This is a genomic window from Klenkia terrae (assembly GCF_900491935.1).
Taxonomy (GTDB): Bacteria; Actinomycetota; Actinomycetes; order Mycobacteriales; family Geodermatophilaceae; genus Klenkia; species Klenkia terrae.
Genome location: NZ_UEXK01000004.1, coordinates 1,363,620 through 1,388,436, shown reverse-complemented (window position 1 = coordinate 1,388,436; position 24,817 = coordinate 1,363,620). Strand labels below are relative to the sequence as shown.

The following is a 24,817-nucleotide window of genomic DNA, read 5'->3' as shown; positions in this document are numbered from 1 at the left end:
AAGGTGATGATAAATAGAGTTAAAAATAAAGCAGTAGTTTTTTTTTCCAGGAAAAAGACGACATACAAAGCCCTCTCTGTTCGCGTGGGTTGGAAGATGAATAAAAAAGACGCCCCCGAGCCCGTGGGCGGGGGGGGGGCGCCGGCCGCGCGCACCAGCCGGCTGCCCGCCCCTGCCCAGGGCTTCGGGGTGACCTTCTCGACGATGTTCAAGAAGGTGACCACCGAGCAGTACCCGGAGGAGCCCAAGGTCACCAAGCCGCGCTACCACGGCCGGCACGTGCTCAACCGGCACCCCGACGGCCTGGAGAAGTGCGTGGGCTGCGAGCTGTGCGCCTGGGCGTGCCCGGCCGACGCGATCTACGTCGAGGGCGGGACCAACACCGACGAGGCCCGGTTCTCCCCGGGCGAGCGGTACGGCGCGGTCTACCAGATCAACTACCTGCGCTGCATCTTCTGCGGGCTGTGCATCGAGGCCTGCCCCACCCGCTCGCTGACCATGAGCAACGACTTCGAGCTGGCCGACGACGACCGGGCCAGCCTGATCTACACCAAGGAGCAGCTGATGGCCCCGCTGCTGCCGGGCATGGAGCAGCCGCCGCACCCCATGCGCCTGGGGGACGACGAGCGCGACTACTACCTGCGGGCCGGCTCCTGATGGGGGCCGGCATCGAGATCGGGACGGCGGAGACCGTCGTCTTCTGGATCCTCGGACCGATCGCCCTGGCCGGTGCACTCGGCATGGTCTTCGCCCGCAACGCCGTCCACTCGGCGCTGTTCCTGGTGAACACGATGCTGGCGCTGGGGGTGTTCTACGTCGTCCAGGAGGCGCCGTTCCTCGGCGCGGTGCAGATCATCGTCTACACCGGCGCCATCATGATCTTGTTCCTCTTCGTGCTGATGCTTGTCGGCCGTGACTCCTCCGACTCGGTCGTGGAGACCCTCCGGGGCCAGCGGGTCGCGGCCACCGTGCTCGGCGTCGGGTTCGCCGGGCTGGTCGGGGCCGGCATCGCCCGGGCCACCGAGGGCATGACCGTGGTGGGCCTGGAGGGTGTGCAGGGCGGGGCCGGCGGCGCGGCCGACGGCAACATCGAGGCCATCGCGCGGCTGCTGTTCACCCGGTACCTGCTGGCCTTCGAGGTCACCAGCGCGCTGCTGATCACCGCCGCGGTCGGCGCCATGGTGCTGGCCCACATCGAGCGCGAGCCGGGCAGCCGGCTCACCCAGAAGGAGCGCTCCCGGGCCCGGTTCCTCACCGCCGACCACCCGCAGACCCTGCCCGGTCCCGGCGTCTACGCCCGGGCCAACTCCATCGCCGCGCCCGGCCGGCTGCCCGACGGCAGCCCGTCGGAGGCCAGCTACGCCACCGGGGTCGAGCCCCAGGTCGTCGACGAGCTGCCCGCCGCCGACCACACCGGGGGCGGACCCGACGCCGCGCTCGGCACGACCCGGGGGGCGTCGTCGTGACCCTGACCAACTACCTGGTGCTGGCCGCGATCCTGTTCACCATCGGCGCGGTCGGCGTGCTCGTCCGCCGCAACGCCATCGTGGTCTTCATGTGCATCGAGCTGATGCTCAACTCGGTGAACCTGACCCTGGTCACCTTCGCGCGGGCCAACGGCAGCGTGGACGGCCAGGTCATCGCCTTCTTCGTCATGGTGGTCGCCGCCGCCGAGGTCGTCATCGGGCTGGCGATCATCATGTCGATCTACCGCACCCGGCGGTCGGCCTCCGTCGACGACGCCAACCTGCTGAAGTACTGAGGCCGCCGACATGGATCCCGTGCCCGCCACCGGGCTGCTCGCCGTCTCCTGGCTGCTGATCGCCCTGCCGCTGGCCGGTGCCGCCGTCCTGCTGCTGGGCGGCCGGCGCACCGACCGCTGGGGCCACCTGCTGGGCATCGCCACCGTGACCGCCTCGTTCGTGCTCGCGGTGCTGTGCACCGTCGAGCTGGCCGGCACGTCGGGCCGCAGCGTCGGGGTGGACCTGTTCACCTTCATCTCCACCGGCCGGCTGGACGTCAGCGCCGGGCTGCTGGTCGACCCGCTGTCGATGACGTTCGCCCTGCTGATCACCGGGGTGGGCGCGCTGATCCACGTCTACTCGGTCGGCTACATGGCGCACGACCCCGCGCGGCGGCGGTTCTTCGCCTACCTCAACCTCTTCGTCGCGGCGATGCTGCTGCTGGTGCTGGGCAACAGCTTCGTGGCCCTCTACGTGGGCTGGGAGGGCGTCGGCCTGGCGTCCTACCTGCTGATCGCGTTCTGGTACACCCGCCCGGCCGCGGCCACCGCGGCCAAGAAGGCCTTCATCATGAACCGGGTCGGCGACGTCGGCCTGGCCCTGGCGATCTTCCTGATGTTCACCCAGCTGGGCACCACGTCCTACGCCGGTGTGCTCGGCTCGGTCGGCCTGCTGGCCGGCGGGACGGTCACCGCGATCGGGCTGCTCCTGCTGCTGGGGGCGTGCGGCAAGTCCGGCCAGTTCCCGCTGCAGGCCTGGCTGCCCGACGCCATGGAGGGCCCCACCCCGGTCTCGGCGCTGATCCACGCGGCGACCATGGTCACCGCCGGGGTGTACCTGATCGCCCGGTCGGCGCCGATCTTCGACGCCGCACCCGTCGCGCAGACCGTGGTGGTGGTCATCGGCGCGATCACGATCATGATCGGCGCGATCGCCGGCTGCGCCTACGACGACATCAAGAAGGTGCTGGCCTGGTCCACGGTCAGCCAGATCGGCTACATGTTCCTGGCCGTCGGCCTGGGCCCGATCGGCTACGCGGCGGGCATCGCGCACCTGCTCACCCACGGCTTCTTCAAGGCCGGGCTCTTCCTCGGGGCCGGGTCGGTCATGCACGGCATGGGCGACCAGACCGACATGCGCCGGTTCGGCGGGCTGGCCACGAAGATGAAGACCACCTTCGTGACGTTCGGGCTGGGCTACCTGGCCCTCATCGGGTTCCCGTTCCTGTCCGGCTACTGGACCAAGGACGCCATCATCGAGGCGGCCTTCGACCGCGGCGGGGTGTCGGGCTACCTCCTCGGCGGGGTCGCGGTCCTCGGTGCCGGGCTGACCGCGTTCTACATGACCCGGCTCATGCTTCTGACGTTCTTCGGCAAGCCCCGCTGGGAGGACGGCGTGCACCCGCACGAGTCCCCGGCGGTCATGACGCTGCCGATGGTCGTGCTCGCCGTCGGCTCGGTCGCGGCCGGGTTCGTCCTGGTGCAGCTGGCCCCGCTGGCCGACTGGCTGGCCCCGGTGTTCGGCGAGCCCGAGGAGGCCGCCGCGCCTGCGATCCCGCCGCTGGTGGTCAGCGTGCTGGTCACCGTGGTGGTGGCCCTCGGCGCGCTCACCGCCTGGGTGTTCGTGGGTCGCCGCGAGGTGCCCACCACGGCGCCGGCCCGGGTGTCGCTGCCGGTCCGCGCGGCCCGCAACGCCCTGTACGCGGACAGGGTCAACGAGGCGGTCTTCATGCGGCCGGGGATGTGGCTCACCCGGGCGCTGCTCTGGGTGGACGACCGCGGGGTGGACGGCGTGGTCAACGGCATCGGCACCGGCCTGGGCGGGTCGTCGTCCCGGCTCGGGCGGGCGCAGACCGGCTTCGTCCGCTCCTACGCCCTCGGCATGCTCGGCGGCGCCGTCCTGGTGGCCGGCGCCCTCCTGGCGGTGACCGCGGGATGACCGCCACCCCGACGTCCCCGACCGAGGAGAACCAGTCGTGAGCGACTTCCCCTGGCTGCTCGCGATGATCGCCGTCCCGGCGGTCGGTGGTGCGGCCGTGGCCGCGCTGCCCCGGGGCCGCGACGCGGCGGCCAAGCAGGTGGCCCTGGCGGTCAGCGGCCTGGTGCTGCTGCTGGCGGTGCTGGCCACCGTCGCGTTCGACACCGGCGGCGAGCGGTTCCAGCTGACCACGTCGGTCTCCTGGATCCCCGCGTTCGGGGTCGACTTCGCCCTCGGCGTCGACGGCATCGCGCTGGTCATGCTGCTGCTGATCGGTGTGCTGGTGCCGGTCGTGGTGATCGCCTCGTGGGCCGACACCGGCCCCGAGGGCCGCTCGATGAAGGCCTACTTCGCCTGGCTGCTGGTGCTCGAGGCGATGATGGTCGGCGTCTTCGCCGCCACCGACGTCTTCCTGTTCTACGTGTTCTTCGAGGCGATGCTCGTCCCGATGTACTTCATCATCGGGAGCTTCGGCGGCCCCCGCCGGCAGTTCGCCGCGACGAAGTTCTTCCTCTACAGCCTGCTCGGCGGGCTGGTCATGCTCGCCTCGGTCATCGGCCTCTACGTCGTCAGCAACACCGAGCTGGGCGAGGGCACGTTCGCCTTCGACGCCCTGCGCCAGCTCGACATCGACCCCGGTGTGCAGAAGCTGCTGTTCCTCGGGTTCTTCGTCGCCTTCGCGATCAAGGCCCCGCTGGTGCCCTTCCACACCTGGCTGCCCGACTCCGGTGCGCAGGCCCCGATCGGCGGCGGCGTGCTGCTGGTCGGCGTGCTGGACAAGGTCGGCACGTTCGGGTTCATCCGGTACTGCCTGCCGCTGTTCCCCGACGCGTCGCGGACGTTCGCGCCCTGGATCCTGGGCCTGGCCGTGGCCGGGATCATCTACGGCGCGATCCTGGCGATGGGGCAGACCGACCTCAAGCGGTTCGTCACCTACACGTCGATCGCGCACTTCGGCTTCATCGCGCTGGGCATCTTCGCCTTCACCGCCGAGGGCGGCACCGGTGCGGTGCTCTACATGGTCAACCACGGCATCTCCACCGGGATCCTCTTCCTGGCCGTGGGCATGCTGATCAGCCGCGGCGGGTCGGCCCGGATCAGCGACTACGGCGGAGTGGCCAAGAAGGCCCCGGTCCTGGCCGGGGTGTTCCTGGTCGCCGGCCTGGCCAGCCTCGCGCTGCCGGGGACCAACAGCTTCGTGTCGGAGTTCCTGGTGCTGCTGGGCTCCTTCCCGACCCGCCCGGTGTTCACCGTCGTCGCCACGGTCGGCATCGTGCTGGCGGCGCTCTACGTCCTGCTGGTCGTGCAGCGGACCATGCACGGCCCGTCCCGCGGGGTCGTCGTCGACAAGCCCTTCCCCGACCTGCGGCGCCGTGAGCTGGCCGTGGTCGTCCCGCTGATCGCCCTGATCATCGGCCTCGGCGTCTACCCGCAGCCGCTGCTGGCCCTGATCGACCCGGCCGTGGCCGCCACCATGACCGACATCGGTTCCGACCCGGCGGGGACGACCCCCGCCACCGCCGAGCAGGGGGCCAACTGATGATCGAGGCACCGGACCTCTCCCTGGCCGCGCTCACCCCGCTGCTGTTCGTCTTCGGCGCCGCACTGGTCGGCGTCCTGGTCGAGTCCTTCGCCCCGCGGCACGTCCGCCAGCCCACCCAGGTCGCCCTCGCCCTGGTCGGCACCGTCGGCGGGTTCGTCTCCACCCTGCTGATCGCCGGGCGCAGCGAGGTGACCGCCGGCGGCGCGCTCGCCGTCGACGGCGCCGGGCTCTTCCTGCAGGCCACGATCGCCGGGTTGGCCGCGCTGTCGATCCTGCTGTTCGCCGAGCGCGGCCTGGACCCGGCGAAGTCGGCGTTCGTCGCCTCGGCGGCGGTGCCGGCCGGCAGCCCCCGGGACCGCGAGCTGCTCACCGACGAGCGGGTGCAGACCGAGGTCTACCCACTGGCCACCTTCGCCGTCGGCGGCATGATGCTCTTCGTCGCGGCGAACGACCTGCTGGTCATGTTCATCGCCCTGGAGGTGCTCAGCCTCCCGCTGTACCTGATCTGCGGTCTGGCCCGACGCCGGCGGCTGCTGTCCCAGGAGGCGGCGGTCAAGTACTTCCTGCTGGGCGCCTTCGCCTCGGCGTTCTTCCTCTACGGCCTGGCGCTGGTCTACGGCGCGACCGGCAGCATCCGGCTGTCGGAGATCCGGGAGTCGGTCAGCACCGACGGCACCGGCACGCTGCTCGTGCTCGGCCTCGGGCTGCTGATCGTCGGGTTGATGTTCAAGGCCTCGGTCGCGCCGTTCCACACCTGGACGCCGGACGTCTACCAGGGCGCGCCCACCCCGGTCACCGCGTTCATGGCCGCCTGCACCAAGGTCGCCGCGTTCGGCGCGATCCTGCGGCTGCTCTACGTGGCCTTCGGGACGGCGGACTGGACCTGGCGGCCGCTGGTCTACGGCATCGCCATCGTGTCGATGGTGGTCGGCGCCGTCCTGGGCCTGACCCAGACCGACGTCAAGCGGATGCTCGCCTACTCCTCGATCGCGCACGCCGGCTTCCTGCTCACCGGGGTCATCGGCCTGGGCGGCGGCACGGGCTCCGGGCTGTCGGCGACGCTGTTCTACCTGCTGGCCTACGGGCTCACCACGATCGGCGCGTTCGCCGTGGTCACCCTGGTCCGGGACGGCGACGGCGAGGCCACCCAGCTGTCCCAGTGGGCCGGCCTGGCCCGGCGGTCCCCGCTGACCGCCGGGGTGATGACCTTCCTGCTGCTGGCCCTGGCCGGCATCCCGCTCACCAGCGGGTTCACCGGCAAGTTCGCGGTCTTCCGGGCGGCGATCGAGGTGGGCGCCTGGCCGCTGGCCGTCGGCGCCCTGGTCACCAGCGCGATCGCGGGCTTCTTCTACCTGCGCCTGGTCGTGCTCATGTACTTCTCCGCGCCCGCCGAGGACGGCCCCTCCGTGGGTGTCCCCGGCCTGCCGACCACCATCGTGCTGGCCGTGACGGTGGCCGCCACGCTGGTGCTGGGCGTCGTCCCCGGGTCGGTGCTGGACCTGGCCGACCGCGCCGCCACGCTGGTCGGGTAGGGCAGCCGTCGGCGCCCGGGCCTGCGGAGACTAGATTCACCGGCGATGAGCGGAGCCAGCGCCCTCACCTCCCCCGGTGACGGCAGCCAGACGCAGACGTGGAACCGGCCGGGCAGGCCGGCGTCCACCGTCGGCTCCTGGCTGCCCGACGGACCGCTGGGCGAGTCGCTCGCGGCGGGCCTGGCGCGGGTGGAGTCCGCGCTGCACACCGCGGTGGCCAGCGACCACGAGTTCGTGGCCGAGGCCGCCGCGCACCTGATGACCGCCGGCGGCAAGCGGTTCCGCCCGGTGCTCGCCCTCCTGGCCGCCCAGCTGGGCGACGCGGAGTCCGCCGAGGTGACCTCCGCCGCGGTGGTCTGCGAGCTCACCCACCTGGCCACGCTGTACCACGACGACGTCATGGACGAGGCCGCGGTGCGCCGCGGGGCGGCCAGCGCGAACAGCCGGTGGAGCAACAGCATCGCCATCCTGACCGGCGACTTCCTCTTCGCCCGGGCGTCGGACCTGCTCGCCGACCTCGGCCCCGAGGCGGTCCGCATCCAGGCGCGAACGTTCGAGCGGCTGGTCACCGGGCAGATCCGGGAGACCGTCGGCCCGGCCGCCGGCGAGGACCCGATCGAGCACCACCTGTCGGTGCTGGCGGACAAGACCGGCTCGCTGGTCGCCACCTCGGCCCGCTTCGGCGCCACGTTCGCCGGCGTCGCCCCGGCCGTCGTCGAGGACCTCACGGCCTACGCCGAGGAGGTCGGGGTCGCCTTCCAGCTGTCCGACGACCTGATCGACATCGTCAGCGAGAGCGGCACGTCCGGGAAGTCGCCGGGCACCGACCTGCGCGAGGGCATCGCCACCCTGCCGGTGCTGCTCGTCCTCGCCGGCGACGACCCGGCCGAGGCCCGGCTGCGCGAGCTGGTGGCCGGACCGATCACCGACGACGCGCTGCACGCCGAGGCGCTGGCCCTGCTGCGGGCGTCGGCGTCGCTGGCCCGGGCGACCGAGGTGCTGGACTCCTACGCCGACCGGGCCCGTGCCCGGCTGGGCAGCGTGCCCGACGGCGAGGTCCGCGAGGCCCTGTCGGCCCTGTGCGACTACGTGGTCACCCGCAGCGCCTGAGCGACCCCTGCGCGGTCGCTGCACTCCGGCGACACTGGGGGTGATGAACACCCGCCGCGCCGCCCGATCGACCGCCCTCCTGACCGGCCTGGTGCTGCTGGCCGGCTGCTCGGCGGGGTCGTCGGCCACCTCGGACGCCGACGAGGCGGCCACCGCGGCGCCGTCGGACGCCCCCGCCCTGCAGGTCGAGGTGCTCGCCGACGGCCTGGACCACCCGTGGGACGTCTCCCAGGCCCCCGACGGCACCCTCCTGCTCGACGAGCGCGGCGGTGGGTTCACCGCGGTGCTCCCCGACGGGACCGTGCAGACCGTGGCGGCCGACCTCGACGACCTGTGGGCCGAGGGCGAGACCGGGCTGATGGGCCTGGTGCTCGACCCGGACTTCGACGCGCAGCGCCGCTTCTACACCTGCATGGGGGTCGCCGACGGCGGCGCGGACGGCGGTCCGGGCATCGAGGTGACCGCGTGGACGGTCGACGAGGGCTGGACGTCGGCCACCCGGGTGGCCGACCCCCTGGTGGGCGGCATCCCGGTCAACGCGGACTCCGGCCGGCACGGCGGCTGCCGCCTGCGGTTCGACGCCGGCGGCCAGCTGCTGATCGGCACCGGGGACAACGCCCGGGGCACCAACCCGCAGGACCTGTCCACGCTGGCCGGCAAGCTGCTGCGGGTCGACCCGCAGACCGGGCAGCCCTCGGCGGGCAACCCGTTCCTCGAGCTCACCGACCCGACCTCGCACGCGATCGTGGGCTACGGGCACCGCAACGTGCAGGGGATCGCCGTCCAGCCGGGCACCGACGCGGTCTACACCGCCGAGCAGGGCAGCCAGGTCGACGACGAGGTCAACCTGGCCACCGACGGCGGCAACTACGGCTGGGACCCGGTCGGCTCGGGGGAGTACGACGAGTCGGTGCCGATGACCGACACCGAGATCCCCGGTGCCGTCCCGGCGGTGTGGAGCTCGGGCGACCCCACCATCGCCGTCTCCGGCATCACCTTCCTCACCGGTGAGCAGTGGGGGAGCTACGACGGCCTGCTCCTGCTCGGGGTGCAGAAGGACACCGGGGTGCTGGCGCTGCGGCTGGCCGACGACGGGTCGCTGGTCGAGCAGTTCCGCATCCCGGAGCTGGAGGGCGACTACGGCCGGGTGCGCAGCCCGCAGCTGGGCGGCGACGGCGCGCTGTACCTGACCACCGACAACGGCGACGGCACCGACCAGCTGCTGCGGGTCACCCCCGGGAGCTGACCCGCGCGGGCACCGGGGTGCCGGCGGGGAGCAGCGGGCAGGGCTCCGGGTCGCCCCAGACCGTGCGCAGCGGCAGCACGCCGGCCCAGTCGGCCTGCGGGTCGACCAGGTCGCGCTCGTCCTCGCCGGGCGGGCCGGTGCGCACCTTGACGCTGGCCTCGGTGAGGTCCAGCGCCAGCACCGTCGTGGCGGCCAGCTCCTTGCGGTCGGGCTGCCGGCTGGAGTCCCAGGAGCCCGGCGCGAGGTGCTCGGTGAGCACCGCGAGCCCGTGCCAGCGCTCGTCGGGGTCGGTCACCAGCCGGGCGGTGCCCTGGACGACGGCGCTGCGGTGGTTCATCGAGTGGTGGAACGCCGACCGGCTGTAGACGATCCCGTCGACGTGGGTGACCGTGAAGCACACCGGCACCCCCTGGGCGGCGGCCCGCAGCGAAGCCGCGCCGCTGGACCCGTGCAGGTACAGCGTCTCGCCGTCCCGGCCGTACCCGGTGGGCAGCACGACCGGACCCGTCGGCAGGGCGAGGCCCAGGTGCCCGATCAACCCGGCGTCGAGGACTGCGTGCAGGTCGGCGCGGTCGGTGCGGGCCCGGACGGCGTTGCGCCGGACGGTGGAGCGGGCGGTGGGGGACAACGGCGCACTGGTCACACCGGACAGCGTGCCCGACGTCGTGGCATCCTCCGATGGCCAATCCGTCGCAGTTCCAGGAGGCCACCGATGACCGAGCCGCCCCCCGTCGTGCTGGACCGGTCCGCGCGGACCCCGCTGGCCGTCCAGCTCGCCGACGGCCTGCGCTCGGCGCCCGCCCTGCGCGCCGGCGACCGGCTGCCCTCCACCCGGGAGCTGGCGACCCTGCTGGGCGTCAGCCGCACCGTCACCGCCGCGGCCTACGACCAGCTGCTCGCCGAGGGCTGGCTCGCCGGCCGGCGCGGGGTGGGCACCTTCGTGGTGGGCGGCCCGGCGGCGGCCCCGCCCTCACGCACCCCGGTGCCGACGCCGGGCGGGCCGCGGGTCGACCTGCGGCCCGGGTCGCCGTGCACCGAGGTGCTCGACCGCGCCGCCTGGCGCCGGGCCTGGCGGGCGGCCGGGGACCGGGACGCCGACCCCGGCTACGACCCGGTCGGCGACCCCGCGTTCCGGACCGCGGTGGTGGAGCACCTGCTCCGGCACCGCGGCCTGCCCGCCGACCCGGCCGACGTCCTGGCCGCCGGCGGCACCTCGGCCGCGGTCGCCGAGCTGGCGGCCCTGCTGCCGCGCGGGTCCCGGGTCGGGGTCGAGGACCCCGGGTACCGGCGGGCGGTCGGGGCGCTGCGGGCCGCCGGGGTCGAGGTGGTGCCGCTCCCGGTGGACGACGACGGCCTGGTGGTCGACCGGGTCCCGCCCGGCCTGGCGGCGGTGTACTGCACGCCGGCCCACCAGTTCCCGCTCGGCGGCCGGCTCCCGGCGGCCCGCCGCACGGCGCTGCTGGACCGGGCCCGCGCCGAGGGGTTCACGGTGTGGGAGGACGACTACGACGGCGAGCTCCGCTACGACGTCGCCCCGCTGCCGCTGCTGGCCGCGCTGGGCCCCGACGTCGTCGTCCACCTCGGGACGGCGTCCAAGGTGGTCAGCCCGACCCTGGGACTGGGCTGGGTCGTCGCCCCGCCCGCGGTGCGCGACCGGCTGGTGCAGCGGCGCAGCGACACCGGCGTCCGCCCGGGCCGGTCGGGTCAGCGGGTCTTCGCGGCGCTGGCCGGGTCCGGCGACCTGGCCCGGCACCTGCGCCGGCTGCGCCGCGAGCTGGCCGACCGGCGGGAGCTGGTGCGGGCGGCCGTGGCCGTCGCCGGCGGCACGACCACCGGGGACGCGGCCGGCGCGCACCTGGTCGTCCCGCTGCCGACCCGGGCCGACGAGCAGGCGGTCGTGGCCGAGCTGGCCGGCCACGGCGTCGCGGTCGGCAGCCTGGCCGAGCAGCAGGTGCGCGACACCCGGGCCGGGCTGGTCGTCGGGTGGGCCGCCCCGGCCCGGGCCGACCTCCCCGACGCCCTCGCCGTGCTGTCCGCCGCCCTCTCCGACGCCCTCTCCGGGGTCAGGCGGTGACGGGCAGGTGCAGCGGGCCGCGGAGGACCGTGGCCACCCGGGGGACCGGGGCGCCGGCCGGCCGCAGGCGGGGGGCCCGCTCGGCCAGCAGCCGCAGCGCCACCTCGCCCTCCAGCCGGGCCAGCGGGGCGCCCAGGCAGTAGTGGACGCCGCCGGAGAACGCCAGGTGCGCGGCGGCCTGCTCGCGGTGCAGGTCGAAGCGGTCGGGGTCCGGGTGCACCGCCGGGTCGCGGTTGGCACTGGCCAGCAGCACCAGCACCCCGCTGTCCCGGCGCAGCGGACGGCCGTCGACCTCGACGTCGGAGTGGGCGAACCGCGCGGTCAGCTGCACGGGCGGGTCGTACCGCAGCGTCTCCTCGACCGCGGCCGCCGCCAGGCCGGGGTCGGCGACCAGCGCGGACCACTCGTCGGGCGCCCGGTGCATCGCCTGCACGGCGTTGCCGATCAGGTTGGTGGTGGTCTCGAACCCGGCGACCAGCAGCAGCTGCGCCATGGCCAGCACCTCGTCGGCGGTCGCGGTGCCGCCGTCGACGGCCGCGGCCAGGGTCGAGATGACGTCCTCGCCCGGGTGCACCCGGCGCTGCTCGAGCAGTTCGCCGAACAGGGCGCGCATGCCCGCGGTGGCCCGGGTCAGCTCGCGCACGTGGGCGGGGGAGCGGACGCCGTCCAGCGACGACCCCAGCGCGAGCCCCCAGCGGGCGAACCGGCCGGCGTCGACGTCGGGGACGTCCAGCAGCGCGGAGATCACCTTGATCGGCAGCGGCGAGGCGAGCTCGGCGACCAGGTCGAACGGGCCGCCGCGGGCCAGGGCGCCGTCCAGCAGCTCGGCGGTGACCCGCTCGGCGACCTCGCGGTAGTGCGCCAGCCGCCGCGGCGCGAACGCGGGCTGGGCGAGCCGGCGCAACCGGGTGTGGTCGGGCGGGTCGAGGGTGAGCAGCGACAGGTCGACCGGCTCCATCAGCGAGGGCCCGTCGCCGTCCCCGAGCCGGCTGGCCCCGTCGGACAGCCGCACGCCCAGCTGCCGGTCGCGCAGCACCGCCTCGACCGAGGCGTGCGTGGCCACCGCGGTGAGCCCGGTGCGGCTGCGTACCGGGCCACCGGCGAGCTGGGCCGCCCGCAGCTCGGCGTAGACCGGGTAGGGGTCCAGCCGCCACGGCCGGTGCAGCAGCCGGGCCACCCGGTCCCCGCGCAGCGCGAGCGCCATGCCCCCGGCCCGCATCGCCCCGATCCGGAGACCGAGGACGGTGTCCTCGACCAGCCGGCCGGTCGCCGTCCGGGGGCCGGGACCGACCACGCTGTCCGTCCCGGCGGTCATCGGTGCGTGTGTCCGACGACGAAGTACGTGTGTCTGCGAGTCACGCCCCTACTGTCCACGTGTCCGACCCGCGGAGCAAGGCGTCCAGGTCGGCGGGCTGGCCGGACCGGGCGTCCTCGAGCTGGTCGTTCATCATCGCGTCGTAGGTCGGCTTCTGGATCGACCGGAACACGCCCATCGGGGTGTAGCGCAGGTCCTGGCTGGACAGCCGGGACAGCGCGAAGGCGTAGCTCGGGTCGGTGCGGTGCGCGTCGTGCACCACGATGTCGGACTCGTCGACCTGGTTGGTCTCGGCGATCCGCAGCCCGCCGAACCCGTCGGCGACGACGCACGAGGCGCCGTCCGGGCCGAAGACCAGCTTCTCGCCGTGCACCAGCGGGATGGACCACTGGGTGCCGGTCAACGGGTCCTTGAGCAGCTCGAAGGCGCCGTCGTTGAAGATGTTGCAGTTCTGGTAGATCTCCACCAGCGACGTCCCCTGGTGCTCGGCGGCCTGCCGCAGCACGTCGGTGAGCCCCTTGCGGTCGGAGTCCATCGCCCGGCCCACGAAGGTGGCGTCCGCGCCCAGGGCCAGGGACACCGGGTTGAACGGGTGGTCCAGCGACCCCATCGGGGTGCTCTTGGTGACCTTCCCGATCTCCGAGGTGGGGGAGTACTGGCCCTTGGTGAGCCCGTAGATCCGGTTGTTGAACAGCAGGATCGTCAGGTTCACGTTGCGGCGCAGGGTGTGGATCAGGTGGTTGCCGCCGATGGACAGCGCGTCGCCGTCCCCGGTGACCACCCACACAGACAGGTCCGGGCGGGAGGCGGCCAGCCCGGTCGCGATCGCCGGCGCCCGGCCGTGGATGGAGTGCATCCCGTAGGTGTTCATGTAGTACGGGAACCGCGACGAGCAGCCGATCCCGGACACGATGACCATGTCCTCGCGGGCGATGCCGAGGCTGGGCAGGAACGACTGGACGGCGTTGAGGATCACGTAGTCCCCGCAGCCGGGGCACCAGCGGACCTCCTGGTCGGTCTTGAGGTTCTTGGCCTTCAGCGCCGTCTGCTTCTCGCCGCCCAGCTCGACCGACTTCGCGACCGCGTCGGCGATCCGCTGGTCGAACGCGGGCATGCCGAGCTCGTGCACGTGCTCGTCGATGGGTGAGGTGGTCATGCGGTGGCCTCGGTTCCGGTGCTGTCGATGACGTCCTGCAGGACGGCGGCGAGCTCGGCGGCCCGGAAGGGCAGGCCGGTCACCTGGGTGTGGCTCTGCACGTCGACGAGGTACTTGGCGCGCAGCAGCAGGGACAGCTGGCCGAGGTTCATCTCGGGGCACACCACGCGGTCGTAGGACAGCAGGATGTCGCCGAGGTCGGCCGGCAGGGGGTTGAGGTGGCGCAGGTGGACCTGCGCGACGGACCGGCCCGACCGGCGGATCCGCCGGCAGGCGGCCCCGATCGGCCCGTAGGTGGAGCCCCACCCGATGACGGCGACGGTGGCGTCGCCGTCGGGGTCGTCGACCTCGGTCGGCGGCAACGACGCCGCGATCCCGTCGACCTTGGCCTGCCGGGTGCGGGTCATGAAGTCGTGGTTGGCGCCGTCGTAGCTGATGTTGCCGGTGCCGTCGGCCTTCTCCAGGCCGCCGATCCGGTGCTGCAGGCCCTTGGTGCCGGGCACCGCCCACGGCCGGGCCAGGGTCTCGGGGTCGCGCAGGTACGGCAGGAACTCCCCGTTCTCCCCGTTGGGCTCGGTCGCGAACTCCACCCGCAGGTCGGGCAGGGTGTCCGCGGCCGGCACCGACCACGGCTCGGCGCCGTTGGCCAGGTAGCCGTCGGAGAGCAGGAAGACCGGCGTCCGGTAGGTCAGCGCGATCCGCGCGGCCTCGATCGCCGCGTCGAAGCAGTCCGCCGGCGACCGCGGGGCCACCACGGGCACCGGGGCCTCGCCGTTGCGGCCGAACAGGGCCTGCAGCAGGTCCGACTGCTCGGTCTTGGTGGGCAGCCCGGTCGAGGGTCCGCCGCGCTGGACGTCCACGATGACCAGCGGCAGCTCGGTCATCACCGCCAGCCCGATGGTCTCGCCCTTGAGCGCCACACCCGGGCCCGACGTCGTCGTCACCCCGAGGGCACCGCCGAAGCTGGCCCCCAGGGCCGCGCCGATGCCGGCGATCTCGTCCTCGGCCTGGAACGTGCGGACGCCGAAGGACTTGTGCTTGCTCAGCTCGTGCAGCACGTCCGACGCCGGGGTGATCGGGTAGGCGCCGAGGAAGACCGGCAGGCCCGACCGCTGGCCGGCCGCGACCAGGCCGTAGGCCAGCGCCTGGTTGCCGGAGATGTTCCGGTAGGTTCCCGCTGCCATCGGCGCGGGCGCGATCTCGTAGGAGACCGCGAACGCCTCGGTGGTCTCGCCGTAGTTGAAGCCGGCGCGGAAGGCGGCGATGTTGGCCGCGGCGATCTCGGGCTTCTTGCGGAACTGGCGCTCCAGGAAGCGGACCGTGCCCTCGGTGGGCCGGTGGTACATCCAGGACAGCAGGCCGAGGGTGAACATGTTCTTGCTCCGCTCGGCCTCCTTCTTGCCCAGGCCGGAGCCGGCGAGCGCGTCGGTGGTCATCGAGGTCAGCGGCACGCTGACCAGCTGCCAGCCGTCCAGCGACCCGTCCTCCAGCGGGTTCTCGGCGTACCCGACCTTGGCCAGGTTGCGCGCGGTGAACTCGTCGGAGTCGGCGATCAGCAGACCGCCGCCGGGCAGGTCGGCGATGTTGGCCTTGAGCGCCGCCGGGTTCATCACGACCAACACGTCGGGGGCGTCCCCGGGGGTCATGATGTCGTGGTCGGCGAAGTGCAGCTGGAAGCTGGACACCCCCGGCAGGGTCCCCGTGGGCGCCCGGATCTCGGCGGGGAAGTTGGGCAGCGTCGACAGGTCGTTGCCGAAGGCCGCCGTCTCGCTGGTGAACCGGTTGCCGGTCAGCTGCATGCCGTCGCCGGAGTCACCGGCCAGGCGGATGACGACGCGGTCCAGCGCGACGACGCTCTTGACGAGCCCGCCCGGGGCCGACGGCGGTGCCTCGACGGCGGACGTCTCTGGGGTGCTGTGGGTCATCAGGGGTGTACCTCCACCGGCCGAGGTTACGTCCACACGACGACCGGCCGGGCGTCCAGGACCTGCACGTGGTGCACGACACAGGGTGCCCTCACCTGCGCAGGTCAGCCGAGCTGTGCGCCGAACTCCCGGAGGGTGCGGGCGGCGACCTCGCGCAGCTTCACGTTGGTGTCCTGGCTGACCCCGCGCAGCACGGCGAAGGCCTCGTCCGGCGTGACCTGGCGGACCACCGCGATGGCGCCCTTGGCCTGCTCGATCACCGCCCGCGAGGCGATGGCCTCCTCGAGCTGCGAGATCAACGTGGCCGACCGGTGCTGGCGCAGCTGACCGGCCACCAGGCCGCTGGCGATCCGGCCGATCAGGGCGGCGAGGGCCTCGTCGCCGTCGTCGAACCCGTCCCGCGAGCGGCTGTAGAGGTTCAGCGCGCCGAAGCGCGTCCCGTCGACCACCAGCGGGGAGGCCAGGAAGGCCAGGACGCCGTCCGCCTGGGCCGCCCGGGTGAAGTCCGGCCAGGCCTCCATGGCCTCGGCGACGGTGACCCGGACGCAGGTCTCGGTGCGGTAGGCCTCCAGGCAGGGCCCGTCGTCGACGTCGTACTGGTCGCGGTCCACGGCCAGCGTGCGCTCGTCGGTCCACGCCGAGGTGAACGGCGTGCCCTCCTGGACGACGGTGACGCCGGCGGAGTCGCAGTCCCCGATCGTCTCCCGGGCGGTCTGCACGACCAGCTGCAGCAGCTCGGTCACCTCCCGCCCGTGGGCGTCCGGGCCGGTGAGCGCGTCGACGACCAGGCCCACCTCCCGCGGGCGCTCGGCGGCCACGCGGGCCACCAGCGAGCGGGTGTCCAGGCCCGAGGCGCGGTTGAGCGCCGACGGGTCCCGGTGGGCGTGGCCGTGGTCGCGGACGAGGCTCTGCTCACCGGTGTCGGTGTCGGTGCTCATGACCGGATGGTTGCTCACGCATGGCCCACCCAAACCTCCGAGGCCCCCCGGGTCCGGGGAACGGCCTCCCGCCCGGCCGCGTTGAGCGGGCGTGCACCGCTGGGACAACGGCCTCCGGACGGCCCTGCTGCTGGGCCTGATGGCCGGGGTGATCCTGGCCGCCGGCGCGGCCGTGGGCGGGCGCGGCGGCCTGGTCGTGGCCCTGGTGGTCGCGGTGGGGATCAACGGCTACGCCTACCTCAACAGCGACCGGCTGGCGCTGCGGTCCATGCGCGCCTTCCCGGTCACCGAGACGCAGGCGCCGCAGATGTACGCGATCGTGCGGGAGCTGGCCACCGGGGCGCGCCAGCCGATGCCCCGGCTCTACGTGAGCCCGACCAACCAGCCCAACGCCTTCGCCACCGGGCGCAACCCCCGCAACGCCGCGGTCTGCTGCACCCAGGGGATCCTCGAGCTGCTGGACCGCCGCGAGCTGCGCGGGGTCCTCGCCCACGAGCTGTCCCACGTCCACAACCGCGACATCCTGATCAGCTCGGTCGCCGGTGCGATGGCCACCGCGGTGACCTTCCTGGGCCAGATGGCGATGTTCTCCTCGGTGCTCGGCGGCCGCTCCGACGAGCGCGGCGGCGGCAACGCGGTCGGCAGCCTGCTGCTGGTCCTGCTCGGGCCGCTGGCCGCCGGTCTGGTGCAGATGGCGGTCAGCCGCAGCCGGGAGTACCAGGCCGACGCCTCGGGGGCGCAGCTGTCGGGCGACCCGCTGGCGCTGGCCTCGGCGCTGCGCAAGCTGGAGCAGGGCGTGACCGCCCGTCCGCTGCCGCAGGAGCGGAAGCTGGTCAGCCAGAGCCACCTGATGATCGCCAACCCCTTCCGCGGGGCCGGGATGGCGTCGCTGTTCCGCACCCACCCGCCGATGGACCAGCGGATCGCCCGCCTGGAGCAGATGGCCCGCGAGCGCGGCTGAGGGAGGGGCGTCCGGGCCCCTCCCTCACCGGTCAGCGGTAGTTGTCGAACTGCAGGGCGATCTCGAAGTCCTTGCCCTTGAGCAGCTGCTGGACCGCCTGCAGGTCGTCGCGCTTCTTGCCGCTGACCCGGAGCTGGTCGCCCTGGATCTGGGCCTGGACGCCCTTGGGACCCTCGTCGCGGATGGCCTTGGCGATCTGCTTGGCCTTGTCCGAGGCGATGCCCTGCTGGATGGTCGCCGAGATCTTGTAGGTCTTGCCCGACGCCTGGGGCTCGCCGGCGTCCAGGGCCTTCATCGAGATGCCGCGCTTGACGAGCTTCTCCCGGAAGACCTCCAGGGCGGCGGCGACCCGCTCCTCGGTGTCGGCGGTCAGGGTCACCCCCTCCTCGCCGGCCCAGGCGATGGCCGCGTTGGTGCCCCGGAAGTCGAACCGCTGGGACAGCTCCTTCCCGGCCTGGTTCAGGGCGTTGTCGACCTCCTGGCGGTCGACCTTGCTCACGACGTCGAAGGACGCATCTGCCATGTCGGTGTCTCCTCCTGTGCGGCCGGGCCACCCGGTGGGGCGGCCGAACCGGTCTTGTACGCTCGTCGAGCACCACAGCACACGGCGGGTTGCCCGAGTGGCCAATGGGAACGGACTGTAAATCCGTCGGCTTAGCCTACGAAGGTTCGAATCCTTCACCCGCCACGCCTGGTGCGACGGCCCCCGACCCACCCGGTCGGGGGCCGTCGTCGTGCGGTGGGTGCTCAGGCGGTGGGGGCCTGCGCGCTGGCCACCGCGGTGCGCTCCAGCGGCCGCCCGCCCAGGAACAGCCACCCGAACGCGATGGGCACCGAGCGGGTGCAGGTGACCGTGGCCTCGAGGCCGTCGACCGCGACCGACCACGAGTCCAGCCGGCTGCCGCCGTCGGCGAGCTGGTCGGCGACCGCGACCTCGGCCGAGGCCTGGTCCAGCGGCAGGTACCCGTCCACGCCCTGCGCGTAGGCCGCCGCCGCCGCGGTCTGGTTGGCCGCGGCGAGCGCGGCGCCGTCGCAGACCGACTGCACGCGCTGCTGCTCGAGGAAGGCGTCGGAGGCCGCGATCGCCCCGAAGGCCATCAACGCGGCCACCAGCCAGCAGACCAGCACGAAGGGCAGGCTGGAGCCCTGCTCCGACCCCGCCGTCCTGCTGCCCATCCGGCGCACTCTAGGGCCGTAGGCGCAGGTCGGGGCCCGACCACCCCCGACCTGGGGACGGCGGCCGTCGGCCCGGTCCCGGGCGGTGCGGGGTGGCGCGGGGGCCGCGCTCGGTTGCGGAGGGTGACGGCGCGTGGGGTGCCGCCGGGAACCGCGACGAGCGGCCGGTGCCGCGCGTGTCGCGGACGATGCCGTTCCGTCCCGATGGCCTCATCCGGTGCAGGTTGCCCCGCACCGGGGGCCCCACCGGTCGGATGACACCCATCAGGTGACACGAAGTGCTCGAAGGTCACCGTAGAGTGACGACGCTGCAGACCGTCACCCGGTCGTGATGTCAAGCACTTGCTCGAACGGGTGACGGATCGCAGTCTTCCCACAGCGGTCCGTGCCGACCTTGCTCTGCCCCCGCGTGGGCGGCTGCCGCATCCCGAGCAGTCCTGCCATGCCTGAGGAGGCGTCATGTCCAGCACCATCGCCATGTCCACCACCACCACCAGCACCCGCGGCGCCCGCTGGGGCCGCGGCGCTCGGTGGGGCCGCGGCGCTCGCTGGGGCCGCTGACCCGCAGGTCCCGAGCGGGCGGGGACGGCGCGCACCCCGCGGGGCGCGCGCGTCCCCTGCCCCGGGCGGGTGAGACGGCACAGGAGGAATCGTCACTCACTGTTAGCCTCGGCGCGTCTGCCGATAGACAGGACGTGACGTTGGCCGAGCTCCCGGACGCGCGCACCCCGAGGGTGCCGCTCTTCCGGCGACCGTGGGCCCCGGCGGTCCTGGCGACTGCCGTCGCCGTCGCCGTGGGGGTGCCCACCTTCGCGGGCTCGGCCACCCGGCCGGATGTCGTCCTGGTCGTCCTGCTCGCCCTGGCGTTCGTGGTGACCACGTTGAGCACCATGGACGTCGAGTTCCGCCGGCAGACCTATGTCTTCAGCCCGGTCGAGTTCCCGTTGGTGATCGGCCTGGTCGAGGTGGGTGGGCTGTGGACGGCCGTGGCGCGGGTCCTCGCGCTCGCGATCGTCATCCTGCGCCAGCCCTACGCCCGGCCCAAGTCGGCCTTCAATCTCGCCCTCGCCCTCGTCGAGGTGGCGGTGGCCTCGGCCGTCGTCCAGTTCCTGTCCCTGACGTCGGTGGCCGACCCGGTCACGTGGGCGGTCCTGGTCCTCGCCGTCGTGGCCGTCGGCGTCGTCGACGTGCTCATGGTCGGCGCCGCGATCGCCCTCGTGGAGGGGCGGCCCCCGAACAGCTTCTGGCTCGGTGCCCTGGCGCCGAGCCTGGTGGTCGGACCGCTCTGCGTGGCCATCGCGGTCGTGGCGCTGCTGGTCACCGACGAGCACCCGTCGGCCTGGTTCCTGCTGGGCCCGGTGCTCGCCGGTGTGCTGCTGGTCTTCCGGCAGTCCGCGACCGCCGTCCGCGAGCGCCGGAGCGTCCAGTCCGTCCACGACTTCGCCCGGCGGGTGGAGGCGGTCGCTCCCGACGAGGGCGGGACGCGCGAGCTGGTCCGGGCCGTGCGGGAGCTGCTGAACGCCGACCGCGTCGCGCTGTGGTTGCCCCCGTACCTGGACGAGGGACCGCGCCTGGTCGTGGACCGCGCGGGGGACGAGGGGGACTGGTACGCCGGGCCGAGCGACCCCGACGACCTCGTCCGCCGACTGGCGGTCGACCAGGACAACGGTGGCCCCGTCCTGCTGCGTGCGGCCAAGGCGAACGCCGAGGAGCGCGAGGCCCTGCAACGCCGCGCGGCCCAGGAGGTCCTCGGCGCACCGATCGTCACCGCGGCCGGGGAGTACGGCTACCTCGAGGTGTGCGACCGGCAGAGCGACGTCGTGTCCTTCGAGTCCGGCGACCGCGCCGCACTGGACTCGATGCTCACCCACGTCAACGCCGCCATCCGCCAGCAGCAGCTGCTGACCCGGATCCGCTACGACGCCGACCACGACGGGCTCACCGGGCTGCCCAACCGCCATCGCCTGGCCACCGAGATCGAGACCCTGCTCGGGTCCGGCGACGCCGAGCAGCGCGCCGGGCTGGTGTTCGCCTCCCTGGACAACTACTCCGAGGTCACCGACACGCTCGGGCACGCGGCCAGCGACGAGCTGCTGCTGGTCACCGCCGGGCTGCTGCGCGAGCACGCGCCGCCGGCGGCGCTGGTCGCCCGCATGGAGGGGGGCCAGTTCGCCGTCCTGCTGCCCGGGCTCAGCCTGCCGGCCACCGAGCGGGCCGCCCGCCGGCTGCGCGACGCGGCCGCGACCCGCGCCCGGGTGGCCGGGCTGGACCTGGACGTGCTGCTGACCTTCGGCGTCGCCGCGGCCCCGGTGCACGGCGTCGACCCGGGCACCCTCATGCAGCGCGCGGACGTCGCCCTGCTGGCCGGGCACAGCTCGGGTGGGGTGGCCAGCTACCACCCGGTGCTGGACCAGCAGAGCCTGCGCCGGTTGCAGCTGGGCACGGAGCTCGAGTCGGCGATGGCCGAGAAGCAGATCACCGTGGTCTTCCAGCCCATCGTGGACACCCGGACCTCCGACATCGTCTCGGTCGAGACCCTCGTCCGCTGGGCCCACCCCCGCTACGGCAACGTCCCGCCCGACGACTTCATCGGCCTGGCCGAGCAGATCGGCCGGATCGGGGCCGTCACCGACTACGTGCTGGACCTGGCGCTCGAGCGCTGCCGCAAGTGGCTGGACCAGGACATCGCGCTCTCGGTCGCGGTGAACCTGTCGGCCCGCTGCCTGGCCGAGCCCGACCTGGTGGACCGCGTGCGGGGCGCGCTGCGGCACCACGGCGTGCCGGGGTCGCTGCTGACCCTGGAGCTGACCGAGGGGATCGTCGTCGACGACTCGGTCCGCAACTCCACCGTGCTGGCAGACCTGCACTCGCTGGGTCTGCGGCTGTCGATGGACGACTTCGGCACCGGCTACTCCTCGCTGTCGCAGCTGCGCCAGCTGCCGATCGACGAGCTCAAGATCGACAAGTCCTTCGTGCTGGGCATGTCCACCAGTCAGAGCGAGTCGTTCATCGCCCGCTCGATCGTCGAGCTGGCCCACAACCTCGGGCTGCGCGTGGTCGCCGAGGGCGTCGAGGACGAGGTCACCCGCGACCTGCTGGCCGAGATGGGCTGCGACAAGCTGCAGGGATTCCTGGTCAGCCGCCCGTTGCCCGACGACCGGCTGGAGAACTGGCTGCTGGCCCGGACCGGCGTCCGGTCGGCGACACCCGGTGCCCCGCACCGCCGGTTGTTCGTCCGCTCGTGAGGGTTTGCTAGAGTTCCACGGCACGCTCCGCGAGGGTCCGAGAGGGCCCTGGGGGAGCAGGCAGGCCCCTTTAGCTCAGTCGGCAGAGCGTCTCCATGGTAAGGAGAAGGTCTACGGTTCGATTCCGTAAAGGGGCTCCGATCAGCCCGGGTCGGTCCACCGACCGGCCCGAACGATCGCGGCGGCGTAGCTCAGCCTGGTAGAGCAAACGGCTCATAATCGTTGTGTCACCGGTTCAAGTCCGGTCGCCGCTACCCATGACGGACCCCGTACCCGGGGTCCGTCGGCGTGTGGGGACCCCCGCACGCCACCTGACCAGAACAAGGCGAGGAAACGCTCATGGCAGCCACCGATGTCCGTCCGAAGATCACCCTGGCTTGCCAGGAGTGCAAGAACCGCAACTACATCACCCGCAAGAACCGGCGCAACGACCCCGACCGGCTCGAGCTGAAGAAGTACTGCCCCACGGACAAGAAGCACACGGTCCACCGCGAGACCCGCTGACCGCAGGTCGTACGGATCGTCGAGAGGGCGGGGAGCATGGCGCTGGACGCAGGACTGGTCGGGCGCAGCTACCCGCCCTCTGCCGTGTACGAGGTCGGTCGCGAGAAGATCGCCGAGTTCGCCACCGCTCTCGGTGACCCCGACCCGGTCTACCGCGACCCGGTCGCCGCGCGCGCGGCCGGGCACCCCGACGTGATCGCCCCGCCGACGTTCGCCATCGTGCTGAGCCTCGGCGCCGGGGAGGTCGTCCTGGACGACCCCGACGTCTCGATCGACTACAGCCGCGTCGTCCACGGCGAGCAGAAGTTCGTCCACCACCGCCCGATCCGGGCCGGTGACCGGCTGGTCGCCACCGCCTCGATCGAGGCGGTCCGCACCGTGGCCAGCAACGACATGCTCACCACCCGCGTCGACCTGGCCACCGAGGACGGCGAGCCCGTCTGCCGCACCAGCGCGATGCTCGTCGCCCGGGGCGGTGCCTGATGGCCGCCGTGGTGCGCCTGGCCGACGTCGAGGTCGGCACCGAGCTGCCCGTGCAGTCCTCGACCGTGACCCGGGCGGACCTGGTCCGCTACGCCGGCGCGTCGGGGGACTTCAACGTCATCCACTGGAACGAGCGGGTGGCCACCGAGGTCGGCCTGCCCGGCGTCATCGCCCACGGCATGCTCACCGCCGGCCTCGCGGCCCGGGCCGTCACCGCCTGGGCCGGTGACCCCGGTGCGCTGGTCGAGTACTCGGTGCGGTTCAGCCGCCCCGTCGTGGTGCCCGACGACGCCCTCGGTGCCGAGGTCGTGGTCGCCGGGCGCGTCGCCGCGCTGCTGGACGACGACCGGGTACGCGTCGACCTCACCGTCACCAGCGGCGGCGAGAAGGTCCTGAGCCTCGCGCGGGCCGTCGTCCAGCTCTGAGGGCCCCCTCGGTGGGCGAGGGGGCCCTGCGGGTCAGCCGGCGCTGCCCAGCAGCCGCTGCATGCGGCTGATCCCCTCGACCAGGTCGTCGTCGCCCAACGCGTAGGACAGCCGCAGGTAGCCGGGGGTGCCGAAGGCCTCCCCGGGGACGACGGCGACCTCGGCCTCCTCCAGGATGACCTCGGCCAGCTCGACGCTGCTGGTCGGCGTCCGGCCGGCGATCTCCCGGCCGAGCAGCGCCTTCACCGACGGGTACACGTAGAACGCGCCCTGCGGCTCGGGGCAGGCGATGCCCGGGATCTCCCGCAGCATCGAGACGATGGTCTGCCGGCGGCGGTCGAAGGCCGCCCGCATGGTGTCCACCGCGGCGAGGTCGCCGGTGAGCGCGGCGATGGCCGCGGCCTGCGACACGTTGGCCACGTTCGAGGTGGCGTGGGACTGCAGGTTCGTCGCGGCCTTGACCACGTCGGAGGGCCCGAGGATCCAGCCCACCCGCCAGCCGGTCATCGCGTAGGTCTTGGCCACCCCGTTGACGATCACGCAGCGCGACTGCAGCTCCGGCACCACCGCCGGCATCGAGGGCGCGGTCACCCCGCCGTAGGTCAGGTGCTCGTAGATCTCGTCGGTCAGCACCCACAGGCCGGCCTCCAGGGCCCACCGGCCGATCTCCTCGACCTGCTCGGGCGGGTACACCGCACCCGTCGGGTTGGACGGCGAGCAGAACAGCAGGACCTTGGTGCGCGGGGTGCGCGCGGCCTCGAGCTGCCGCACCGACACCAGGTAGCCGGACTGCTCGTCGGCGACCACCGGCACCGGCACGCCGCCGGCGAGGCGGATGGCCTCGGGGTAGGTGGTCCAGTAGGGCGCGGGCAGCAGCACCTCGTCGCCCGGGTCGAGCATCGTGGCCAGCGCCTCGTAGACGGCCTGCTTGCCGCCGTTGGTGACCAGCACGTCGGCCGGGGTGGCCTGCACGCCGGAGTCGCGCAGCGTCTTGGCGACGATGGCCTCCTTGAGCGCGGGCAGCCCGCCGGCCGGGGTGTAGCGGTGGTAGGTGGGGTTGCGGGCCGCCTGGACGGCCGCCTCGACGATGTAGTCCGGGGTCGGGAAGTCCGGCTCGCCGGCGCCGAACCCGATGACCGGCTTGCCGGCCGCCTTGAGCGCCTTGGCCTTGGCGTCGACGGCCAGGGTGGCGGATTCCGCGATCGAGGCGATCCGCCGGGAGACCCGGCGGTCGGCGGGGGAGACGGGCGGCTGCTGGGGCCCCGGCGTGCCGGGCCCCGGGGCGGTCGGGGCGGTCATGGGCACATCGTGTCAGCCCGACCCTCCCCGTCTCTTATAAACATCTGACGCCGCCGACGATACCCCTTTTTGGGATCTCGGGGGGTGCGGGCGGCCCGAAAAAAAAAAAAAGTCCAAGGAACGGTGGCGGTGTTCTCGCACGTCTCTGCCGCGGCGTCTGAGTCCG

The 24,817-nt window shown here is 73.2% G+C and carries 22 protein-coding genes and 3 tRNA genes; 17 read left to right on the top strand and 8 right to left on the bottom strand.

Features of this window, described 5'->3' with window-relative positions; all coding sequences use genetic code 11:
* The first annotated feature begins 6 nt into the window (after nt 1-6).
* From nuoI to LFA75_RS07150, 8 genes are read left to right on the top strand one after another with little or no spacing between them, the layout of a single operon-like run.
* A complete protein-coding gene (gene nuoI / locus LFA75_RS07185) occupies nt 7-657 on the top strand; it encodes an NADH-quinone oxidoreductase subunit NuoI (RefSeq protein WP_225236020.1) in 651 nt (216 codons plus the stop codon).
* Nucleotides 657-1,466 (top strand): NADH-quinone oxidoreductase subunit J, encoded by an 810-nt coding sequence (locus tag LFA75_RS07180; RefSeq protein ID WP_225232966.1) that lies wholly within the window; start codon nt 657-659, stop codon nt 1,464-1,466. Before nuoI ends, LFA75_RS07180 begins: the two co-directional genes overlap by 1 nt.
* Nucleotides 1,463-1,762: an NADH-quinone oxidoreductase subunit NuoK gene (gene nuoK / locus LFA75_RS07175; RefSeq protein ID WP_225232965.1), complete on the top strand. Its 300-nt coding sequence runs from the start codon at nt 1,463-1,465 to the stop codon at nt 1,760-1,762. The genes LFA75_RS07180 and nuoK overlap by 4 nt, the downstream gene beginning before the upstream one ends.
* 10 nt (nt 1,763-1,772) lie before the next feature.
* The gene (gene nuoL, locus LFA75_RS07170) at nt 1,773-3,680 is read left to right on the top strand and encodes an NADH-quinone oxidoreductase subunit L (protein WP_225232964.1); all 1,908 of its coding nucleotides are present in this window, start codon (nt 1,773-1,775) and stop codon (nt 3,678-3,680) included.
* Nucleotides 3,681-3,717: 37 nt separating this feature from the next.
* Nucleotides 3,718-5,259 (top strand): NADH-quinone oxidoreductase subunit M, encoded by a 1,542-nt coding sequence (locus LFA75_RS07165; RefSeq protein ID WP_225232963.1) that lies wholly within the window; start codon nt 3,718-3,720, stop codon nt 5,257-5,259.
* Nucleotides 5,259-6,794 (top strand): NADH-quinone oxidoreductase subunit NuoN, encoded by a 1,536-nt coding sequence (gene nuoN / locus LFA75_RS07160; protein ID WP_225232962.1) that lies wholly within the window; start codon nt 5,259-5,261, stop codon nt 6,792-6,794. The genes LFA75_RS07165 and nuoN overlap by 1 nt, the downstream gene beginning before the upstream one ends.
* Before the next feature lie 45 nt (nt 6,795-6,839).
* Nucleotides 6,840-7,904, top strand: a complete 1,065-nt coding sequence (locus LFA75_RS07155; RefSeq protein WP_225232961.1) for a polyprenyl synthetase family protein — start codon at nt 6,840-6,842, stop codon at nt 7,902-7,904.
* A gap of 43 nt (nt 7,905-7,947) precedes the next feature.
* On the top strand, nt 7,948-9,150 hold the full coding sequence (locus LFA75_RS07150; protein ID WP_225232960.1) for a PQQ-dependent sugar dehydrogenase: 1,203 nt from the start codon (nt 7,948-7,950) through the stop codon (nt 9,148-9,150).
* Here the strand turns inward: LFA75_RS07150 and LFA75_RS07145 are convergent.
* Nucleotides 9,134-9,793, bottom strand: a complete 660-nt coding sequence (locus LFA75_RS07145) for a pyridoxamine 5'-phosphate oxidase family protein (RefSeq protein WP_225232959.1) — start codon at nt 9,791-9,793, stop codon at nt 9,134-9,136. The two genes, LFA75_RS07150 and LFA75_RS07145, sit on opposite strands and share 17 nt — an antisense overlap.
* Before the next feature lie 69 nt (nt 9,794-9,862).
* Between LFA75_RS07145 and LFA75_RS07140 the strand changes: the two genes are divergently transcribed.
* Complete coding sequence (locus LFA75_RS07140; protein WP_225232958.1) at nt 9,863-11,224, top strand: aminotransferase-like domain-containing protein; 1,362 nt, start codon at nt 9,863-9,865, stop codon at nt 11,222-11,224.
* Here the strand turns inward: LFA75_RS07140 and LFA75_RS07135 are convergent.
* The 4 genes from LFA75_RS07135 to LFA75_RS07120 all read right to left on the bottom strand — a co-directional run bounded on the left by LFA75_RS07135 (nt 11,214) and on the right by LFA75_RS07120 (nt 16,558).
* Nucleotides 11,214-12,539: a cytochrome P450 gene (locus LFA75_RS07135; RefSeq protein WP_225232957.1), complete on the bottom strand. Its 1,326-nt coding sequence runs from the start codon at nt 12,537-12,539 to the stop codon at nt 11,214-11,216. The genes LFA75_RS07140 and LFA75_RS07135 overlap by 11 nt on opposite strands.
* 40 nt (nt 12,540-12,579) lie before the next feature.
* Nucleotides 12,580-13,695 carry a 2-oxoacid:ferredoxin oxidoreductase subunit beta gene (locus LFA75_RS07130; protein ID WP_225232956.1) on the bottom strand — a complete coding sequence of 372 codons (1,116 nt, stop codon included), beginning with the start codon at nt 13,693-13,695 and terminating at the stop codon, nt 12,580-12,582.
* Nucleotides 13,692-15,620 carry a 2-oxoacid:acceptor oxidoreductase subunit alpha gene (locus tag LFA75_RS07125; RefSeq protein ID WP_225232955.1) on the bottom strand — a complete coding sequence of 643 codons (1,929 nt, stop codon included), beginning with the start codon at nt 15,618-15,620 and terminating at the stop codon, nt 13,692-13,694. The genes LFA75_RS07130 and LFA75_RS07125 overlap by 4 nt, the downstream gene beginning before the upstream one ends.
* A gap of 104 nt (nt 15,621-15,724) precedes the next feature.
* Nucleotides 15,725-16,558 (bottom strand): GAF and ANTAR domain-containing protein, encoded by an 834-nt coding sequence (locus LFA75_RS07120; protein ID WP_225232954.1) that lies wholly within the window; start codon nt 16,556-16,558, stop codon nt 15,725-15,727.
* 91 nt (nt 16,559-16,649) lie between these two features.
* Between LFA75_RS07120 and htpX the strand changes: the two genes are divergently transcribed.
* The gene (htpX, locus tag LFA75_RS07115; RefSeq protein ID WP_225232953.1) at nt 16,650-17,519 is read left to right on the top strand and encodes a zinc metalloprotease HtpX; all 870 of its coding nucleotides are present in this window, start codon (nt 16,650-16,652) and stop codon (nt 17,517-17,519) included.
* 31 nt (nt 17,520-17,550) lie between these two features.
* On the opposite strand, the gene LFA75_RS07110 is transcribed toward htpX, so the two are convergent.
* Nucleotides 17,551-18,042: a YajQ family cyclic di-GMP-binding protein gene (locus LFA75_RS07110; protein ID WP_091238902.1), complete on the bottom strand. Its 492-nt coding sequence runs from the start codon at nt 18,040-18,042 to the stop codon at nt 17,551-17,553.
* An 83-nt stretch (nt 18,043-18,125) separates the two neighbouring features.
* Between LFA75_RS07110 and LFA75_RS07105 the strand changes: the two genes are divergently transcribed.
* Nucleotides 18,126-18,207: transfer RNA gene (locus tag LFA75_RS07105), tRNA-Tyr, on the top strand.
* 59 nt (nt 18,208-18,266) lie between these two features.
* Here LFA75_RS07105 and LFA75_RS07100 read toward each other — a convergent pair.
* Entirely contained in the window at nt 18,267-18,695 is a 429-nt protein-coding gene (locus LFA75_RS07100; RefSeq protein ID WP_225232952.1) for a pilus assembly protein TadG-related protein, read from the bottom strand.
* A gap of 701 nt (nt 18,696-19,396) precedes the next feature.
* On the opposite strand from LFA75_RS07100, the gene LFA75_RS07095 reads away from it, so the two are divergent.
* The 6 genes from LFA75_RS07095 to LFA75_RS07070 all read left to right on the top strand — a co-directional run bounded on the left by LFA75_RS07095 (nt 19,397) and on the right by LFA75_RS07070 (nt 23,352).
* Entirely contained in the window at nt 19,397-21,940 is a 2,544-nt protein-coding gene (locus LFA75_RS07095) for a putative bifunctional diguanylate cyclase/phosphodiesterase (RefSeq protein ID WP_225232951.1), read from the top strand.
* Nucleotides 21,941-22,004: 64 nt separating this feature from the next.
* Nucleotides 22,005-22,077: transfer RNA gene (locus tag LFA75_RS07090), tRNA-Thr, on the top strand.
* A 43-nt stretch (nt 22,078-22,120) separates the two neighbouring features.
* Nucleotides 22,121-22,194 (top strand) — tRNA-Met (locus LFA75_RS07085).
* A gap of 85 nt (nt 22,195-22,279) precedes the next feature.
* A complete protein-coding gene (gene rpmG / locus LFA75_RS07080) occupies nt 22,280-22,444 on the top strand; it encodes a 50S ribosomal protein L33 (RefSeq protein ID WP_055764573.1) in 165 nt (54 codons plus the stop codon).
* Between the two features lie 36 nt (nt 22,445-22,480).
* Entirely contained in the window at nt 22,481-22,927 is a 447-nt protein-coding gene (locus LFA75_RS07075; RefSeq protein WP_225232950.1) for a MaoC family dehydratase N-terminal domain-containing protein, read from the top strand.
* Nucleotides 22,927-23,352, top strand: a complete 426-nt coding sequence (locus LFA75_RS07070) for a MaoC/PaaZ C-terminal domain-containing protein (RefSeq protein ID WP_225232949.1) — start codon at nt 22,927-22,929, stop codon at nt 23,350-23,352. The genes LFA75_RS07075 and LFA75_RS07070 overlap by 1 nt, the downstream gene beginning before the upstream one ends.
* 33 nt (nt 23,353-23,385) lie before the next feature.
* On the opposite strand, the gene LFA75_RS07065 is transcribed toward LFA75_RS07070, so the two are convergent.
* Nucleotides 23,386-24,651, bottom strand: coding sequence for a pyridoxal phosphate-dependent aminotransferase (locus LFA75_RS07065; RefSeq protein ID WP_225232948.1), 1,266 nt, complete (start codon nt 24,649-24,651; stop codon nt 23,386-23,388).
* Nucleotides 24,652-24,817 lie beyond the last annotated feature (166 nt).